Here is an 18,524-nt window from a genome sequence, read left to right as displayed (position 1 = left end):
GAAAGATCAATTTCAGGAGACATAGTCACTTTAAACCTTTCCATCGTTCTGACAGATGTCTTAACTCTACAGCAAGATCCGCCACTTCTTTGATCCTGTTTGCCATTTCTTTTGTCGTCGCTGATTGTTCTTGAATGGAAGCGGCGGCTTGTTGTGAACCGGAAGCTAATGAAGCGGCAGCATATGATACCGCTTCCATCTCTGAAAAAACTTTTTCGATTCCTTTCAGCGTATCGTGGCTGGCATCCGTCATTTTTTTCGTTTCTTCTGATACAGTGTGCATGATATCAGAGATATTTTGAAAGGCGTTGTCAAGTTGTTTGGATAATTGTTCTTGTTGATTGGTTACTTCGTGTATCGCTTTGGATTCTAAAGCGGAAGTATGGACATAATGTTGTATCTGTTTCAGCATTTCGTTTACTTGTTCAACGGATTTGGAAGTTTCTTCTGACAAAGAACGAATTTTTTCGGCGACAACGGCAAATCCCTTTCCTTGATCTCCGGCTCTGGCTGCTTCAATGGCCGCATTTAATGCTAATAAATTAGTTTGATTGGCGATGTTGCCAATTAATTGCAGAATGTTGTTTGCCTTGGAGGAAGCTTGTTTCAGCTGGGAAGTGGCTTCGTTCAAAGATTCAGCCATTTTGACACTTTCCATGATCGTGGCATTGACTTGCTTGACTTTTTCTCTTCCTTCGTAGACACGATGATCGGCCGTGTTGACCACTTCGTTTAAATAATTAGACCCTTGTTCAACCTCTTTTATGTCTTTCACCATTTTTTCCATTGTCGTTTTTGAGATATCGGCTCGGTTGGCTTGATCGGTAATTCCGTTTGACAACTCTTCAATAACGGAGGAAAGGGTGTCAGCATTTCCTGCCAACATATGGCTCGCTTTAGCGATTTCGTCCGACTCATCAGAAAACCGTACGGCATACTCTTTTACATCCAATAAAATATTTCGAAGACCTTTCAACATTTTGTTCAATCCATGTGAAACGATCCCCATTTCATTTTGAGAGCGATACCCGGATCTTTTAGATAAATCGACTTTATCTGTGACGGAACGGATCGTTACATCGAACTCCCGCAGCGGCTGTTGAACATGTTTCGAAGTATAGGAAAGAAAAAAATAAGAAATCAGCAGTCCCCAACATAAGCAAAGAATCATAGCCGTTGTGACGGAAAAGGTTGTGAAGAGAAAAATGGTCAGTCCCATTGTCATAAAGACTAATAAAAAAACAGAAAAAACAAAAAAGGATCGTAAGCTTTTAAACAAATCGGTCCCTCCTCATATTTCTTTTTACCTATTTTTACTATTTTCATTATATCAAAACGATAAAATATAAGACAAAATTTTCCGAATAAAACAACTGGAGAAAATTATAAAAAAAGCTTTTTCTGAACTGTTACAATCAGGAGGTTTTTATGGCTATTTCTTACTTCGTTTATAGTAGAAAATGCAAATTATGACGAAAAATTTTAGAATACGGTTTGACTTTAGAATTTCTCAAACGGCGGAAAAAAATTATGTTGAATGATTGAAAGGCATTTTTTTGTGAAAGATATAGCCTTTTTCGTTACTAGCCGCCGAATGACATGATGGCATGGAATAAAAAAGGAGAGATGGATGCTTCATTTGTTTTTAAAAGAAGTGCGGTGGACTTGCACCCATATAGTCAAAGATTCATAAAATAAGAATATGAGGAAATCGTTTCATTTTCCGTTTTTAAACGAATGGAATTGCGGTCGTGGTTACTTAATTTATTTAAAACTTTTTAATGACAGTTAAATGTAAATATCGTTGCGCAGTGGCAGCAATATGATTCCCGGTAGCAAGCAATAAAAAAAGTTAAAGAAAGATATTGACTTTATTTAAATCGGGTGATATTATGCAATACGTCGCTTGATGAGTGACGCTCCATGGTAGACTTAAATAAACATGGTTCTACAGATGTTGACAAATTAGTATTATTGTAATAAAATATAATTCGTTATGATGATCCTTGAAAACTGAACAAAACGAAGCGTAAACCAATGTTTCGATAGAAACAAGCCAAGTCAAATTTCTTTTTGGAGAGTTTGATCCTGGCTCAGGACGAACGCTGGCGGCGTGCCTAATACATGCAAGTCGAGCGGACTTTCAAGAAGCTTGCTTTTTGAAAGTTAGCGGCGGACGGGTGAGTAACACGTGGGCAACCTGCCTGCAAGACGGGGATAACTCCGGGAAACCGGGGCTAATACCGGATAATATCTTCCTTCGCATGAAGGAAGGTTGAAAGGCGGCGCAAGCTGCCGCTTGCAGATGGGCCCGCGGCGCATTAGCTAGTTGGTGAGGTAACGGCTCACCAAGGCGACGATGCGTAGCCGACCTGAGAGGGTGATCGGCCACACTGGGACTGAGACACGGCCCAGACTCCTACGGGAGGCAGCAGTAGGGAATCTTCCGCAATGGACGAAAGTCTGACGGAGCAACGCCGCGTGAGCGAAGAAGGTCTTCGGATCGTAAAGCTCTGTTGTCAGGGAAGAACAAGTACCGTTCGAACAGGGCGGTACCTTGACGGTACCTGACCAGAAAGCCACGGCTAACTACGTGCCAGCAGCCGCGGTAATACGTAGGTGGCAAGCGTTGTCCGGAATTATTGGGCGTAAAGCGCGCGCAGGCGGTCTCTTAAGTCTGATGTGAAAGCCCACGGCTCAACCGTGGAGGGTCATTGGAAACTGGGAGACTTGAGTGCAGAAGAGGAGAGCGGAATTCCACGTGTAGCGGTGAAATGCGTAGAGATGTGGAGGAACACCAGTGGCGAAGGCGGCTCTCTGGTCTGTAACTGACGCTGAGGCGCGAAAGCGTGGGGAGCGAACAGGATTAGATACCCTGGTAGTCCACGCCGTAAACGATGAGTGCTAAGTGTTAGAGGGCTTCCACCCTTTAGTGCTGCAGCTAACGCATTAAGCACTCCGCCTGGGGAGTACGGCCGCAAGGCTGAAACTCAAAGGAATTGACGGGGGCCCGCACAAGCGGTGGAGCATGTGGTTTAATTCGAAGCAACGCGAAGAACCTTACCAGGTCTTGACATCCTTCGCTACCTCTAGAGATAGAGGGTTCCCCTTCGGGGGACGGAGTGACAGGTGGTGCATGGTTGTCGTCAGCTCGTGTCGTGAGATGTTGGGTTAAGTCCCGCAACGAGCGCAACCCTTGACCTTAGTTGCCAGCATTCAGTTGGGCACTCTAAGGTGACTGCCGGTGACAAACCGGAGGAAGGTGGGGATGACGTCAAATCATCATGCCCCTTATGACCTGGGCTACACACGTGCTACAATGGATGGTACAAAGGGTCGCGAAACCGCGAGGTGGAGCTAATCCCAAAAAACCATTCTCAGTTCGGATTGCAGGCTGCAACTCGCCTGCATGAAGCCGGAATCGCTAGTAATCGCGGATCAGCATGCCGCGGTGAATACGTTCCCGGGCCTTGTACACACCGCCCGTCACACCACGAGAGTTTGCAACACCCGAAGTCGGTGAGGTAACCCTTACGGGAGCCAGCCGCCGAAGGTGGGGCAGATGATTGGGGTGAAGTCGTAACAAGGTAGCCGTATCGGAAGGTGCGGCTGGATCACCTCCTTTCTAAGGATATTCTTAAGTACGCTTTCGTTTTGTTCAGTTTTGAAGGATTTCATCCTTCCAAGTTGTTCCTTGAAAACTAGATAGAAAAAAGAAGCAGCATAAACCGAGTATCGCCATCTAGGATAAAACCAACATGGTTAAGTTAGAAAGGGCGCACGGTGGATGCCTTGGCACTAGGAGCCGATGAAGGACGGGACTAACTCCGAAAAGCTCCGGGGAGCTGTACGTAAGCGTTGATCCGGAGATTTCCGAATGGGGAAACCCGCTGCCCGTAATGGGGCAGCATCCTTGCCTGAATCCATAGGGTAAGGAAGGCAACCCGGGGAACTGAAACATCTAAGTACCCGGAGGAAGAGAAAGCAACAGCGATTCCCTGAGTAGCGGCGAGCGAAACGGGAACAGCCCAAACCAGAAGGCTTGCCTTCTGGGGTTGTAGGACACCAATGGTGGAGTCACAAAGGAACGAGGTAGACGAAGAGGTCTGGAAAGGCCCGTCAGAGAAGGTAACAACCCTGTAGTCGAAACTTCGTTCCCTCCCTGGTGGATCCTGAGTACGGCGGGACACGAGGAATCCCGTCGGAAGCTGGGAGGACCATCTCCCAAGGCTAAATACTCCCTAGTGACCGATAGTGAACCAGTACCGTGAGGGAAAGGTGAAAAGCACCCCGGGAGGGGAGTGAAAGAGAACCTGAAACCGTGTGCCTACAAGTAGTCAGAGCCCGTTTACGGGTGATGGCGTGCCTTTTGTAGAATGAACCGGCGAGTTGCGATCTCATGCGAGGTTAAGTCGGAAAGACGGAGCCGCAGCGAAAGCGAGTCTGAACAGGGCGCATGAGTATGGGGTCGCAGACCCGAAACCAGGTGATCTACCCATGTCCAGGGTGAAGGTGAGGTAACACTTACTGGAGGCCCGAACCCACGCACGTTGAAAAGTGCGGGGATGAGGTGTGGGTAGGGGTGAAATTCCAATCGAACTTGGAGATAGCTGGTTCTCTCCGAAATAGCTTTAGGGCTAGCCTCAAGGAAAGAGTCTTGGAGGTAGAGCACTGTTTGGACTAGGGGCCCTCATCGGGTTACCGAATTCAGACAAACTCCGAATGCCAGCGACTTATCCTTGGGAGTCAGACTGCGAGTGATAAGATCCGTGGTCAAAAGGGAAACAGCCCAGACCGCCAGCTAAGGTCCCAAAGTATACGTTAAGTGGAAAAGGATGTGGAATTGCTTAGACAACCAGGATGTTGGCTTAGAAGCAGCCACCATTTAAAGAGTGCGTAATAGCTCACTGGTCGAGTGATTCTGCGCCGAAAATGTACCGGGGCTAAACGTATCACCGAAGCTGCGGGTGGACACCTTCGGGTGTCCGCGGTAGGAGAGCGTTCTAAGGGCAGAGAAGCCAGACCGGAAGGACTGGTGGAGCGCTTAGAAGTGAGAATGCCGGTATGAGTAGCGAAAGAAGGGTGAGAATCCCTTCCACCGAATGCCTAAGGTTTCCTGAGGAAGGCTCGTCCTCTCAGGGTTAGTCGGGACCTAAGCCGAGGCCGACAGGCGTAGGCGATGGACAACAGGTTGATATTCCTGTACCACCTCTTTTCCGTTTGAGCGATGGGGGGACGCAGGAGGATAGGGTAAGCGCACTGCTGGATGTGCGTCCAAGCAGTAAGAGGGGCAGCGAGGCAAATCCCGTTGCCACTAACCTCAAGCTGTGACGGCGAGGGAAATATAGTACCGAAGTTCCTGATTCCACACTGCCAAGAAAAGCCTCTAGCGAGGAAAAAGGTGCCCGTACCGCAAACCGACACAGGTAGGCGAGGAGAGAATCCTAAGGTGTGCGAGAGAACTCTCGTTAAGGAACTCGGCAAAATGACCCCGTAACTTCGGGAGAAGGGGTGCTTTTTGGGGTGCATAGCCCCGAGAAGCCGCAGTGAATAGGCCCAGGCGACTGTTTAGCAAAAACACAGGTCTCTGCGAAGCCGTAAGGCGAAGTATAGGGGCTGACGCCTGCCCGGTGCTGGAAGGTTAAGGGGAGCGCTTAAAGCTTTGCTTGAAGGTGCGAACCGAAGCCCCAGTAAACGGCGGCCGTAACTATAACGGTCCTAAGGTAGCGAAATTCCTTGTCAGGTAAGTTCTGACCCGCACGAAAGGCGTAACGATCTGGGCACTGTCTCAACGAGAGACTCGGTGAAATTATAGTACCTGTGAAGATGCAGGTTACCCGCGACAGGACGGAAAGACCCCGTGGAGCTTTACTGCAGCCTGATATTGAATTTTGGTACAGCTTGTACAGGATAGGTAGGAGCCTTGGAAACCGGAGCGCCAGCTTCGGTGGAGGCGCCGGTGGGATACTACCCTGGCTGTACTGAAATTCTAACCCGCACCCCTGATCGGGGTGGGAGACAGTGTCAGGTGGGCAGTTTGACTGGGGCGGTCGCCTCCTAAAAGGTAACGGAGGCGCCCAAAGGTTCCCTCAGAATGGTTGGAAATCATTCGCAGAGTGCAAAGGCAGAAGGGAGCTTGACTGCGAGACCTACAAGTCGAGCAGGGACGAAAGTCGGGCTTAGTGATCCGGTGGTTCCGTATGGAAGGGCCATCGCTCAACGGATAAAAGCTACCCCGGGGATAACAGGCTTATCTCCCCCAAGAGTCCACATCGACGGGGAGGTTTGGCACCTCGATGTCGGCTCATCGCATCCTGGGGCTGTAGTCGGTCCCAAGGGTTGGGCTGTTCGCCCATTAAAGCGGTACGCGAGCTGGGTTCAGAACGTCGTGAGACAGTTCGGTCCCTATCCGTCGCGGGCGCAGGAAATTTGAGAGGAGCTGTCCTTAGTACGAGAGGACCGGGATGGACGCACCGCTGGTGTACCAGTTGTCTCGCCAGAGGCATCGCTGGGTAGCTATGTGCGGAAGGGATAAGTGCTGAAAGCATCTAAGCATGAAGCCCCCCTCAAGATGAGATTTCCCATTTCTTCGGAAAGTAAGATCCCTGAAAGATGATCAGGTAGATAGGTCCGAGGTGGAAGCGTGGTGACACGTGGAGCTGACGGATACTAATCGATCGAGGACTTAACCAAAAGAAAGCGCGAAATCGGTGAAACTGCTTCTTCTATCTAGTTTTGAAGGAACAATCGTTCCGACAACTACATACCGTCTGGTGGCGATGGCGAAGAGGTCACACCCGTTCCCATCCCGAACACGGAAGTTAAGCTCTTCAGCGCCGATGGTAGTGAGGGGATTCCCCTTGCGAGAGTAGGACGCTGCCAGGCAAAAGAAAAGGAGAATAGCTTATATGCTATTCTCCTTTTCTTTTTACTCTGATTTCATGGTAAGATGATGGTAAAAGAGATGGATGTCTTTTCCATTAAACGATGTTCTTGCTTCATAAAGAACGGAAATTATTGGAGGGTGAACATATGCTTAAGTCATTTATTACAGGAATCATTGTAAGTCTTATCATTTGGATAGCAGGTGCTGTAAGCAATTTAAATGTAAGCCGAATCTTTTTTATTGTTTCTGTCCTTTTGATCGTATTAGCCGTAGTACTATCCGGATTGGGAGTAAGTGGAGATAGAATTCGTGCTAACGCAGCAACCGAAACAAAGGAAGATAGAAACTGGAGAATAGACACTTCTAAAAAGATCATCCTTATAGCTCTTCCAAGCATCATCGGATTTTTTCTTACTTACTCTTTACACTGAATTTTTTGTGTCACTCTTCTTCTTTTGTTCATGGACACTTCTCAGAGGAGATTATGGAAAACGATAGGAGAATCAATGTTGAAAAGAATTTTATTGATTCTATCCACGGTATTTTTAGTAATAATCCAATCGACTGTTTTCTACTTTTGGATAATGGATTGGAGAAAACTTGTAACATATGACGGGTTGATCGTTTGGAGTGCCTCTATTATTTTAGGAATAATCGTACACCGATTCTATTCATCGTTAAATTCTCGTGAAAAATCGTTCGAAATATTAAAAAAGGTTCATTTGATATCAACTTCAATAACGATATTTCTGGGAATTCTTTCGCTGCTTATTGAATCAGTAACAAGTTCAATGCCTTAAAAAGGAATACTGATACAAGCATCTGTGTATAGATTCAGAAATCGATTCATCGGTTCATGAAAGGGGAGCAAGGAATGTATCCTGAATCGCTGGTGAAAGAGTGCCAAAAAAGAATCGAAAAATATCCTTGTGAGGGTTTTGTTTATGGCCAGGGGCCGGAGAAGGCGGAGATTATGCTCGTTGGCGAAGCTCCGGGGGAAACGGAAATCCATAACGGAATCCCTTTCAGCGGTCGAGCGGGAAAACAATTATCCGAGTTTTTAGATTACTTGGGGATTTCACGTGAAGATGTATTTATTACCAGTGCTGTTAGAAGCCGTCCTTATAAGGTCGTGAAGAAAGAGAAAGATGGACAAATAATTGAAAAGAAATATAACAGGACGCCGACTCAAAAGGAAATTTTGGCTCATGCTCCTTTATTGGATTATAACATTTGTTCCATTCAGCCAAAAATTATTGTTACGTTGGGGAAAATTGCGTTGGAAAGAGTAACGGGGATGAAAGGAAACCTGGAAAAGATTCATGGCAAAATGATGATCACGCCGGTGCAAAAATTAAAAAGGTTGGATAGCAGCGAAATGGTATGGACAGATCGAAAATATAAGATTTTTCCGCTGTACCATCCCGCTGCCGTTTTTTATAATCGACGTTTGCTTCAGGAGATTTATGAGGACTTAGATCAATTGAAAAATTATATAAAAGAAGAAGGGATTCGTTTAAACGGTGCTATGTAAAAGGGGAGGATGAGAATCCTCCCCTTTATGAAAAGGTGATCTAATAGCCTCCGTATCCGCCACCTACAAAAGAGGCGCCTACGATAATCAACAAGATGAACAGCACGACAATCAAAGCAAAACCGCTTGCTCCATAGCCAGACATACTTTCACCCCCCAACAGATTGGTTTGTATAATTTATGAAATAGCTTGTCACTGTGTTTGGACAAGATAGCCAATTAAAAAAACTTAGTCATATGAAATATGATTTAGCGAGCTGAGCCCATCATTGTCTTTGAATTGGAATTCTTGCTTAGGTAAGGAATTTTGCTTCAAAAAAGCCATTAGCAAAGCATGCTAATGACTTTCAATTTACAAGTGTTTCCTTTTTTTTAAAAATCTTTGTTTTTTTTCATTAGGGAATATTCGTCCGTCAAGCAGGCGATGATCTTTCTCGCTTGCAGAGAGGAAAAGGAAGTGGAGGAGACATAAAGCCGACAAGCTCATTGCTTGCTGTTTTCCGGCAAAAATGAAATGGGAAGATGCTTTTTATTGGAGATAAGATATAGTGAAGGTTTATTTTTTCTCATGAGAGAGCTCGTTCTTATGATCGGCTGTCGACAATTGGTTCATCATTTCGGCTAACAGCTGTTTGGCCTCGTTATAAGTAAGGCCGGATTGAGCGTTAAGTCTTTTGACTTCTTCAATATCGGTACCGGCAACGGTATAGCGTTTATCCGTCAATTGGTTCACCTCTTTTCAGAAGGTTTACCAAAATTATTCCCGATTCAAACTACATTATGCGGAGTATGGGAGAGGTTCAATTCCATTCAAAAGTTAATAAATGTTCATTTCGAACGTATTCAGTCGTTTTAAATGGGATTGCCTGGCTGTCATCCTTAAATTCGGAAAAATTCTGGAAAAGCGTGTTTTTGCGGAAAATAATTCTCATCTCACCAACGAAAAAAGTCAAAAGAAAAAAGCGGTGAGACCGCTTGATAAATTAATATCTTTTTGCCGCGATATAAGCTTTCTTCCAATAAGGATTGCTTAATCGATCAATCCGCACACCTTTGGAGGCAGAATGAATGAATTGTTGCTTTCCGAGGTAAAGGGCAACATGAGAAGGACCTTTTTTATATGTACTGAAAAAGATTAGATCTCCTGGACGTAAACTTGATTTGGAAACAAATTTTCCCTTTTTGTACAATTGAGCCACTGTGCGAGGAAGAATTTTTCCGACCCGCTTATGCGTATAATAAATAAATCCCGAACAATCGAATCCACTTGATGTCGTGCCTCCATATTTGTAAGGAACACCTATGTATTTTTTGGCAATGCTCACTACGGCAGTTGGCGAATAAGCAGCATCCGCTTCTTTTACCGAAAACAGACTTCCAACAGACAACATCAATGCAAGTGCCACTGAAATTATAGCGTATTTCCTCATAGATTTCTCCCCGTCAAATATTGTCGTTTTTTCTTTCTTGATGACATTGTAACAAGAAAATAGGCTGTAACCATTTACAGATTAGTTTATTTTTCGTTACAGCTATATTACGGAAGAAAAACAATAAAAAGAGGAAAATAAAGGAATAAAAAGGTTTTTTCATCATAAAAGTACAAAGAAATCATCTTTTTACAGTCATGAAGGTTGTCGAAGGAGGATGGGAAATGGAAGATTCCAGCTTTGCAATTCATCCCGAAAATGAAAAAAACGACAAAAAGCAGCAATTTGTCGATATTGGAAAGATGAAAAAATGGTTCTCTGACGGAGAAACGGTCCGATTTCATTGTGAAAACGGCTTTGTCAACATCCGTTTTTATCGTGACGATATCGCTCGAGTAGTGATGAATCCCCAGAAGGAACCGACAATGGAACAAAGTTTTGCGGTCGTGAAATCACCGGAAAAGGTGTCATGGGAAGCGGAAGAAAGAGAAGGCATTGTGACTATAAGAAGCAGTAAACTAATTGTTACCGTCCATCCCCATCCTTTACGGATCCATTTTTATGGCTCCGACTCCCGCTTTTTATTAAAGGAAGGCAGGCGAGGAATGGCCTTTGGTGTAAAAGGAGAGGTCATTTGTTTTAAAGAGATGGCAGAAAACGATCATTTTTACGGCTTTGGGGAAAAAACAAGTTTTTTGGATAAACGCGGCGAAAAAATGACGATGTGGAACACGGATGTTTTTGCTCCCCACAATCCGGAAATTGATGCGATGTACCAGTCGATTCCTTATTTTATGACCATCCGCAACGGAAAGGCGCATGGCCTTTTTTTCGATAATACGTTCAAAACCGTCTTTGATATGAAATCAAACCGCAGCGAGTATTCTTTTTGGGCGGAAGGCGGGGAACTGGATTATTATTTGCTGGCCGGACCAAGCCCGAAAGATGTGCTCGACCAGTACACCACTTTGACCGGACGAATGGAACTGCCTCCCAAATGGGCGCTTGGCTACCATCAATCGCGTTACAGCTATAAAACGGAAGCGGAAGTTCGTGATCTCGTCAAAACCTTTAAGGAAAAAGAAATTCCGCTTGACGCAATCTATTTGGATATTCATTACATGGACGAATACCGCGTATTCACATTTGACAAAAGGCGCTTTCCGAACCCAAGAAAGCTGGTTCAAGATTTGAAAAAAGCGGGTATCCAAGTCGTGCCGATCGTAGACCCGGGGGTGAAAGAAGATCCGGAATATCCGATATATCAAGAAGGCATCCGCCTTGATCAATTTTGTAAATATATAGAAGGCGATGTTTATTTCGGCGATGTGTGGCCGGGAAAAAGCGCATTTCCTGATTTTTCTCAAGAAAAAGTGCGAAAGTGGTGGGGAAAAAAACAAACATTTTACACAGATCTCGGTATAGAAGGAATTTGGAACGATATGAACGAACCGGCCGTTTTCAACGAAACAAAGACGATGGACTTAAAAGTCATCCATGAAAATGACGGAAACCCGAAAACTCATCGTGAACTCCATAACGTCTACGGTTTATTTATGGGAGAAGCTACGTATAATGGATTGAAAAATCAGTTAAACGGCAAACGCCCATTTGTCCTTACACGTGCCGGTTTTTCGGGGATCCAACGATATGCGGCCGTTTGGACAGGGGATAATCGAAGTTTTTGGGAGCATCTGCAAATGACGATGCCGATGTGCTTAAATCTTGGCATGTCCGGGATAGCTTTGACCGGTTCGGATGTCGGCGGTTTTGCTCATGATGCAACGGGAGATCTGTTAGCCCGCTGGACGCAGCTTGGCGCCTTTATGCCTTTTTTCCGCAACCACAGCAATATTGATACCGTCCGTCAAGAACCTTGGGCTTTTGGAGAAGAAATTGAATCGATCGTGAAAACCTATATTCAGCTTCGTTATCGCATGCTCCCTTACTTTTACACACTTTTTCGCGCCGCTCACTTGACCGGTGTGCCGGTGATGCGTCCGTTGGTGATGGAATATCCGGATGATCCGAATGTGTTCAATTTATTCGATCAGTTTTTAGTCGGAGAACATCTTTTGGTTGCTCCGATCACGCTTCCAAGCACGTATCACCGAGTAGTGTATTTGCCAAAAGGGATTTGGTACGACTACTGGACAAACAAAACATACGAAGGCGGAACTTATATAATGGTGGAAGCGGACCTTGCTACTTTGCCGCTGTTTGTGAAAGCAGGATCGATCATTCCGGAAGAAGAAGGAAAAAAATCAGCTTACGAGAAAACAGATACGTTGACAGTAAACATTTATCTTCATTCCGAACCTTTTACGGGAACGATCTATGAAGACGACGGCGAAACATTTCAGTATCGAGAGGGGAAGTATTGGGAAGAAAGCATTTGTGTGAGGAAGGAAGAAAGAAACGTCCAAGTAGAATTTGAAAAAGTCCATAGAGGATATAAGCCGTATTGGAAGAACTTCACTTTGAAAATCCACGGAGCGGATGAATCAATAGAGATTTGGGTGAGCGGAAAGAAAGTGGAAGATACCTCCCTTGCCATCGTGGATGGGACAGTGACGGTCCATGTTCCGTTTTCTTAATCAGGTTATAGCGAAAAGGGATTTTGATTTGAATCCATACTTTTATTCGTTTCAATGAGCTTTTACTGTTGTCAAAATGTCATTAGGACAAATGGGCGCACAATTATTAACCTACTAAATAAACTGATCATCGCTAAGACGGGGAAGAAACACTTTTCTCCGTCTTTTTTCAAGTTTCAAATTGATTTACAAACCAGAGTGGAACAAAAAATTTTGTTTTCTGTCTAGGGGTCATCCTTTATTGGCCAATATATTTTTTAGATTGAGCATTTTGCATATTTTTTGACCCAAGAGCCATAAGGATTTCAAAGACACAAAAAAGGACTTCACCCCTAAAATGTAGAATTTTTGAAGTGACGAAACCACAAAAATTCAAAAGGAGGAAGTCACTTTGTATATTCTACAAGAAAGCCTATTTTCCTTTGAAGAACTGCAAAAATTAGAGTCAAAAGAGAAATTACCTATCTTTTTTAGCTCGCTTGATTTACGCCCTTATGCTAAACAGTTGAGAAGTTCTTCACCCCGAGGGGCTGACGGTCATTCCAGAGAAGGGATTCTAAGGGCTCTCATCGCTGCCCCACTCGAAGGCATCGACACCTTTACCGCCCTTCATCATCGATTGGATAAAGACCTTCGTTTCCGTTATCAATGCGGTTTATCGATTGATCGCCCCGCACCGTCTATCTCCACTCTCAGCCGGGTTTTTGCGGCACTTATCAAAAAAAAGCTGGCTGAAAAGATCTTCCTTGACTTGGTACAGTTAGCTCAGGAGGAAGGAATAATTGACGGCAGCCACCAGGCCATCGACAGTGCCGCCATTGATGCCTATGAAAAGAAACAGCCCAAAAAGCGTAGTGAACAAACGGGTAATGCCAATTGGGGCGCAAAATATGATTCCTTCGGCAATAAAATTACCTGGTTTGGCTATAAGATGCATCTTTCAGTCGATACCGCAAGCGAACTGCCAATGGCCATAAAAGTAACCCCTGCCCATGTGAACGATGGAGAAGTCGCACCAGAATTAATAGAGCAAGTGGCAGAGCGTACCAAATCCAAAATTGAATTTCTGATCATGGATGGCGGATATGACCAACTAAAAAACTATGAATCAGCCAAAAACATTGGAGCGCAAGCCATTATCCCGCTCAATTTGCGCAACGAAAAAGAGCCTCCTGAAGGGATTTCTTCCAATGGAACTCCGCGTTGTTCCATGGGTTATGAAATGACTTATTGGGGAGCTGATAAGGACCAGCTCAAGTTCAGATGTCCTCACGCAACCGGCAAAGTGGATTGCCCATTAGGAATGGCAGCCTGTTCATCTTCCAACTATGGAATGGTGGTAAAAGTCGACATCAAAAAGGATGTGCGCCGATATTCCAATCCGCACCGTGATACAAAACGTTGGAAAGAGCTTTACAACGAGAGGACAAGTGTAGAACGCTGTAATTCAAGAATGAAAAGCTACCTTACGGCGAACTCCCTACATGTATGGGGAATTGAAAAAGTAAAGACCCATATTTACCTGAACGCTATTGTATTACTTGTTTCAGCGCTAGCGATGGCAAAGGAAAATAAAGGGAAGAAAGCCGCTTAAAAAAATTCAATGTGAAAAATTCTGTAGGTATGCCCGAAAACAAGATTATTGTAATATTTTGTAAAATAACATGCTGGTAGCTATTTGTCGAGTGCTTTATTTTTTATACTTTTATCCAAAAAATCTAATTTTGCAAAATGCTCAGATTATAAAAAATTAAACAAATGGATCGATTTATTTTTTTAGATTTATCAATTGAAAATGAGTTTTACACATTTAGAAATTGTGTACGATTATTTTTTAGTAAATTTAGTTCATGTCGAAAATATTAAAATTTTGGCAATATAGGATTGAAATACTAGGTATAAAGTGCTAATTTTTACTTGAGAGTTTTAAATTGTAAAAATAGGAGGTGTCGTATGCGATTTTCTGTTAGTTATCGATTAAGCGAACTGGATAAGGCTTACCGTATGAGGGTGTATAGTTTAATAAAAGAAGCAGTTCGTTCGGTAAATGAGAGCTATTATAACAAGCTTTTTTTGCAATCGGAAAATAAGATAAAACCTTTTTCGTTCGCAACTTACTTGCACAATTTCACCCTTCATGATACTGCGATTAGTCTTGATGGAATAACCATCACTATCAGTAGTCCTGATATGGAGTTTGTTGTCCATGCTTTTAACGGTCTTCGACAAATGAAAGAATTCTTTGTACATGATCAAGTGTGGCGTCAATCAAACTTTCAATTGCTAAAGGAGCCTACCATTATAAGTCGCAAGGTAGTATTTCGGACGTGCTCCCCTATTTTAGTTGAAGATAAAAATGGAAAGCCGCTGGCTCCAACGGACCCTGGCTATGAACAAGAACTGAATTATTATGCAAATTTACAAATTCAACAATTTACGGGCAGAGATCTTTATGAACCTCTTCATTTTACCCCGATACAAATGAGGAAAATGGTGATTAAAGAAAGAAATCGACATATAGATAAAAATGTTTATCTATATTTCACTACTTATCGAGGTCTATTTATGTTGGAAGGAAATCCTCAAGACTTGCAATTACTTTATCAGTTGGGTATTGGTAAAAGAACTACTTATTTTGGTTTAGTGGAATATGAATGTGAGAAGGTGTAACAATGCAAATTCACATTGACGGGGAACAGTGGCCGATGGCTGCCGGATGTATAGGTTTGGCTAAGCTCTACTCGGAAGAAGAGTTACCGCGAACTTCCACCGGTGTTCAGTTAAATGATAAAATTCTTGATACTCTTGCTGAAAAATTTATCAGAGGTTTGATTGATCAGTTTAGTGTTGTAAAACGTGATGTCAGAAAAACGATGTGGTATTCCAATCAAGCCAAAAAACAACCGGAACGGACAAAAGAATTCGCAGCGGAAGTTCGAAAAATTCTAAACGAACAATATAAAAAAGTGAAAAAATATTTTTCTGAAACAGAGGAATGCCAGAGATTAAAAGAATTATTGGAAAAGCTAAAAGAAATAAAAAAGCCCGAGGAAGCTTCCTTCATTAAAGAATGCATAGAAGAATATGGCGACATTGCTTCTACTCCATTTATTAATGAAAAGCTAACGTTAAATTATGTAAAATCAATGATTTTAATCCCTTTTTATGGACAAACGTCCATTCTTCAGAAAAGTTTTTTTTCTAAAAGCATAGAAGAGCATATTCGAAAAATTGAAGCAGATTTTATTCAACCAGCAAAACTAGAGTTGATGTTCGCTGAAAAACTTGATTCAGCGACCCGCATTGAAGAGATTGTTGCTTTTCTTGAAGAACATAAAAACTATAAACCTTTTAAAAATTTGTTAAAGCCAATCAAGAAGTTTACAGATAAAGAACAAGTTATGGACTATCTTCATAATGAAATGTTACCTTGTTCTTTTATAGAAGGATTAATTGCGACTCAATCTTATGAAGAAAAGATTTTTTTACCTCTTGCTTTTTCAAAGGACAATGCTGTTAATTTCAACTGGAATTTTGATAAAAAACTCCCGGTTCCCATAAGTGCTGTGGCTCGATTAGTCATGTTTATGGCTCCTTTTGGTATGGCGTTCTATTCAAGAAGATTAGGAAATGAACAAGCGAGTGAAACTCTTCGCTACGCGGGAATGATTCTTTCGCAAAAACATTTTGCGGAAGTGATTAAAGAAAATCTTACTTACCAAAAGCTTCGAGGAGAAGGTTCCAGTTTTGAGGAAGCAATTGTTGGACTTTTGCAAGAATCAATTGATAAAGCGAAGAAAATAAAAAGTTCTTATTTTTTTCTTGAGTTTTATTCAAGTAATGATACAAAAATAAAAAAAACTTTACTTGATTATTATCATATGCCGGCCTATCTTACTCAATATATTGCGAATTATGGAAAATCGTTGGAATTACTTTATTACCGTGAATTTAAGGATGCATTTTTTAGAGCCATATTGAAAGGAATTGATCCGAAAGAAATTATTTTTGACTATTTGCGTGTGGCGATTAAGAATCCTTATCATGCAAAAGGAGCCCTTTTTGCAACACGTGAACGAAAACGAATTCTTCAAGCGAAGAAAGGAGTGGAAGATATGAAGAATTATGATAAAACGATATCTTATGTTTATTATCGCGGGTGCGATTTGCGAAATGAATTAATGAAAGACCGTATTGCTGAACAGGAGGGAGAGCCTTATCGAGCCAGCGGCAAGAAAAAGATAGATGGAATTGCTTATCGTTTGCTGAATGCGGCAAAAGCGGGGAATAAAAGTGGATTTATGGACACGATTTTCCGTATACATATGGCTGCGGGACTTGATGTACCTTCTATTTTTGTGGACTCGTTTAAAGAAGAGGGATTGGACTTTGAAACGATATCAAGTGCATTTATTGCCGGTCTAATTGGACAAGAACAAATCAAAAATGAAGGAGATGTAACAAATGGGTAAGGCATTATCTTTTACAGTCGTATTTCAAGGAAATTCTTTAAATTATGGCGAAGGAATTGCCAACATTTCAGAATTAAAGAAGATTCACAGGGGAAATGGAGATGTGTTAACTTTTGCTTCAAGGCAAAGCATTCGTTACGATATTGTCCGTCTTGGAAATGAGTGGTTTGGATGGAATCTTCAAACTGTTGATAAGACAAAAGGTACATTGCAATTTCGGGAGGATGTGACCATTGCTGATTCCGTGGAAATGGACTTTTTCGGTTATTTAAAGACAGGAAAATCATCTCAAAAACGTCCGGCCGTTGCTCGGCTTTCCCATGCCGTTTCCCTCGAACCATACCGTAGTGATATGGAATTTCTCAATAATATGGGGCTTGCCGAGCGGATTGATGAAACTCCGAATCTTGCCAATATTGAACAACATGAAAGTTTGTATACCTATACAATGACCCTTGATTTAGATAAAGTGGGGATCGATGGAGATATAGAGTTGAGTAAAGAAATCCGGTACACCCGTGTAGAACAGTTGCTTGAAATTATTAAATTATTAAACCGAAATATACGTGGCCGCCAAGAAAGTTTAGCACCTCTGTTTGTTATAGGTGGATTATATCCGATTGCTAATCCGTTTTTCTTAGGAAGGATCAAATTAGAGACTAAAGCACATAAATGGATGATGAATGTGAAAGGATTAAATGATGTATTAGAAACAACTTTTGTCGGCCAATCCATTCGAGATCAAACCTATATTGGATATGTCTCAGGCGTATTTGGAAATGAAGCAGAGTTTGACAGTGTATTAAACAGAAAGGCAGGATCAATAGAAGACTTTTTTACGGAGCTGAAAAATGAGGTTCGATCCCACTATGGAGTGAATCAATAATGAAGGCACTTCGTTTAGAACTTTATCAGCAAACAGCTTGTTATAAGAAGCCGTTTGCTTTCAAAGTGTCGGAAACGTATCCTCTTCCTCCTTATTCAACTGTCAAAGGGATGCTTCATGCGGTGTTAAAAGCAAATTCTCTCATCCCAATGAAAATCAGCATTCAAGGAAAATATGATACGTTGATCACTGATTATCAAACTCATTACTTTTTTAAGAAGGATCATACGAAGGAATTCGCTTTAACTTTTGATGGTCTAGGTTTTGAACCAAATTTGGCAGATGTGACCACTATGCCGCTCTATATGCATATGCTCTATAATGTTGAACTGCTTATTCATGTACAGGCTGATGAGAGAGTCCTGTTGGATCTTGAGCGAAACTTAAAAACCACTACCACTCATTTAAGTCTGGGAAGATGGGAAGATTTAGTTCGAATCGATCGTTGTGAAATGGTTGAATTAAGTGATTGCGAGGATGAACCTGTTTTAAAATACAATGCTTATGTTCCAATGAAAATGATAACAGATGAAACTTACTTTCCGTATAAGCTAAATTGGACGTACCGTATTATTCAAGGTGTAAGAGTTTGGAATAAAATTCCTGTTGGATATATGCTGGCTGGGGAACCTATTGAAAAGTTTGAATTAGTGTCACTGGATCCATATGGGGATTTGGTTCTTTTTCCGTAAACATCTTGTTATAGAGGAAAGTTTTCA

Annotated in this window: 12 protein-coding genes and 3 rRNA genes; 11 read left to right on the top strand and 4 right to left on the bottom strand. The window is 42.5% G+C overall.

All coding sequences use genetic code 11. The annotated features are described in order from the left end of the window. Positions 1–25 precede the first annotated feature (25 nt). Positions 26–1,279 (bottom strand): methyl-accepting chemotaxis protein, encoded by a 1,254-nt coding sequence (locus BSM4216_RS13230; protein WP_048623995.1) that lies wholly within the window; start codon positions 1,277–1,279, stop codon positions 26–28. 791 nt (positions 1,280–2,070) lie between these two features. Here BSM4216_RS13230 and BSM4216_RS13225 point away from each other — a divergent pair. The 5 genes from BSM4216_RS13225 to BSM4216_RS13200 all read left to right on the top strand — a co-directional run bounded on the left by BSM4216_RS13225 (position 2,071) and on the right by BSM4216_RS13200 (position 8,420). Then, positions 2,071–3,625: ribosomal RNA gene (locus tag BSM4216_RS13225) — 16S ribosomal RNA — on the top strand. A gap of 135 nt (positions 3,626–3,760) precedes the next feature. After that, positions 3,761–6,693: ribosomal RNA gene (locus BSM4216_RS13220) — 23S ribosomal RNA — on the top strand. Positions 6,694–6,769: 76 nt separating this feature from the next. After that, positions 6,770–6,885: ribosomal RNA gene (rrf, locus tag BSM4216_RS13215) — 5S ribosomal RNA — on the top strand. The 16S, 23S and 5S rRNA genes sit together here, the layout of an rRNA operon. A 147-nt stretch (positions 6,886–7,032) precedes the next feature. Next, a complete protein-coding gene (locus BSM4216_RS13210; RefSeq protein ID WP_048623994.1) occupies positions 7,033–7,317 on the top strand; it encodes a DUF5316 family protein in 285 nt (94 codons plus the stop codon). Between the two features lie 443 nt (positions 7,318–7,760). Next, the gene (locus BSM4216_RS13200; protein ID WP_048623992.1) at positions 7,761–8,420 is read left to right on the top strand and encodes a uracil-DNA glycosylase; all 660 of its coding nucleotides are present in this window, start codon (positions 7,761–7,763) and stop codon (positions 8,418–8,420) included. A gap of 40 nt (positions 8,421–8,460) precedes the next feature. Here the strand turns inward: BSM4216_RS13200 and BSM4216_RS16495 are convergent, their stop codons facing one another. The 3 genes from BSM4216_RS16495 to BSM4216_RS13190 form a co-directional block, all read right to left on the bottom strand. Next, positions 8,461–8,565 (bottom strand): YjcZ family sporulation protein, encoded by a 105-nt coding sequence (locus BSM4216_RS16495; protein ID WP_082142338.1) that lies wholly within the window; start codon positions 8,563–8,565, stop codon positions 8,461–8,463. Positions 8,566–8,976: 411 nt separating this feature from the next. Next, positions 8,977–9,144 carry a hypothetical protein gene (locus BSM4216_RS16905; RefSeq protein ID WP_048623991.1) on the bottom strand — a complete coding sequence of 56 codons (168 nt, stop codon included), beginning with the start codon at positions 9,142–9,144 and terminating at the stop codon, positions 8,977–8,979. Positions 9,145–9,403: 259 nt separating this feature from the next. After that, positions 9,404–9,850, bottom strand: coding sequence for a C40 family peptidase (locus BSM4216_RS13190; protein ID WP_048623990.1), 447 nt, complete (start codon positions 9,848–9,850; stop codon positions 9,404–9,406). A 224-nt stretch (positions 9,851–10,074) separates the two neighbouring features. Between BSM4216_RS13190 and BSM4216_RS13185 the strand changes: the two genes are divergently transcribed. The 6 genes from BSM4216_RS13185 (at position 10,075) to cas5b (ending at position 18,497) form a co-directional block, all read left to right on the top strand. Continuing rightward, positions 10,075–12,447: a glycoside hydrolase family 31 protein gene (locus tag BSM4216_RS13185; RefSeq protein ID WP_048623989.1), complete on the top strand. Its 2,373-nt coding sequence runs from the start codon at positions 10,075–10,077 to the stop codon at positions 12,445–12,447. A gap of 391 nt (positions 12,448–12,838) precedes the next feature. Continuing rightward, positions 12,839–14,041, top strand: coding sequence for a transposase (locus tag BSM4216_RS13180; RefSeq protein ID WP_048623400.1), 1,203 nt, complete (start codon positions 12,839–12,841; stop codon positions 14,039–14,041). A gap of 359 nt (positions 14,042–14,400) precedes the next feature. Further along, positions 14,401–15,117 carry a CRISPR-associated endoribonuclease Cas6 gene (gene cas6, locus BSM4216_RS13175; RefSeq protein WP_003352582.1) on the top strand — a complete coding sequence of 239 codons (717 nt, stop codon included), beginning with the start codon at positions 14,401–14,403 and terminating at the stop codon, positions 15,115–15,117. Between the two features lie 2 nt (positions 15,118–15,119). After that, the gene (locus BSM4216_RS13170) at positions 15,120–16,919 is read left to right on the top strand and encodes a hypothetical protein (protein ID WP_048623988.1); all 1,800 of its coding nucleotides are present in this window, start codon (positions 15,120–15,122) and stop codon (positions 16,917–16,919) included. Beyond that, complete coding sequence (gene cas7i, locus BSM4216_RS13165; RefSeq protein ID WP_048623987.1) at positions 16,912–17,805, top strand: type I-B CRISPR-associated protein Cas7/Cst2/DevR; 894 nt, start codon at positions 16,912–16,914, stop codon at positions 17,803–17,805. The genes BSM4216_RS13170 and cas7i overlap by 8 nt, the downstream gene beginning before the upstream one ends. Beyond that, complete coding sequence (gene cas5b, locus BSM4216_RS13160) at positions 17,805–18,497, top strand: type I-B CRISPR-associated protein Cas5b (protein ID WP_048623986.1); 693 nt, start codon at positions 17,805–17,807, stop codon at positions 18,495–18,497. The genes cas7i and cas5b overlap by 1 nt, the downstream gene beginning before the upstream one ends. Positions 18,498–18,524: the final 27 nt, after the last annotated feature.

It is taken from the genome of Bacillus smithii (genome assembly GCF_001050115.1).
Lineage (GTDB): Bacteria > Bacillota > Bacilli > Bacillales > DSM-4216 > Bacillus_O > Bacillus_O smithii.
Note: the sequence above shows the minus strand (reverse complement) of the source record. Positions and strands in the feature narration are given on the sequence as shown.

Coding starts and splice junctions, on each gene's coding strand:
- BSM4216_RS16495 (WP_082142338.1), bottom strand. CDS start 8,565: ATGTCTGGCTATGGAGCAAGCGGTTTTGCTTTGATTGTCGTGCTGTTC.
- cas5b (WP_048623986.1), top strand. CDS start 17,805: ATGAAGGCACTTCGTTTAGAACTTTATCAGCAAACAGCTTGTTATAAG.
- BSM4216_RS13210 (WP_048623994.1), top strand. CDS start 7,033: ATGCTTAAGTCATTTATTACAGGAATCATTGTAAGTCTTATCATTTGG.
- BSM4216_RS13185 (WP_048623989.1), top strand. CDS start 10,075: ATGGAAGATTCCAGCTTTGCAATTCATCCCGAAAATGAAAAAAACGAC.
- BSM4216_RS13200 (WP_048623992.1), top strand. CDS start 7,761: ATGTATCCTGAATCGCTGGTGAAAGAGTGCCAAAAAAGAATCGAAAAA.
- BSM4216_RS13170 (WP_048623988.1), top strand. CDS start 15,120: ATGCAAATTCACATTGACGGGGAACAGTGGCCGATGGCTGCCGGATGT.
- cas7i (WP_048623987.1), top strand. CDS start 16,912: ATGGGTAAGGCATTATCTTTTACAGTCGTATTTCAAGGAAATTCTTTA.
- cas6 (WP_003352582.1), top strand. CDS start 14,401: ATGCGATTTTCTGTTAGTTATCGATTAAGCGAACTGGATAAGGCTTAC.
- BSM4216_RS13190 (WP_048623990.1), bottom strand. CDS start 9,850: ATGAGGAAATACGCTATAATTTCAGTGGCACTTGCATTGATGTTGTCT.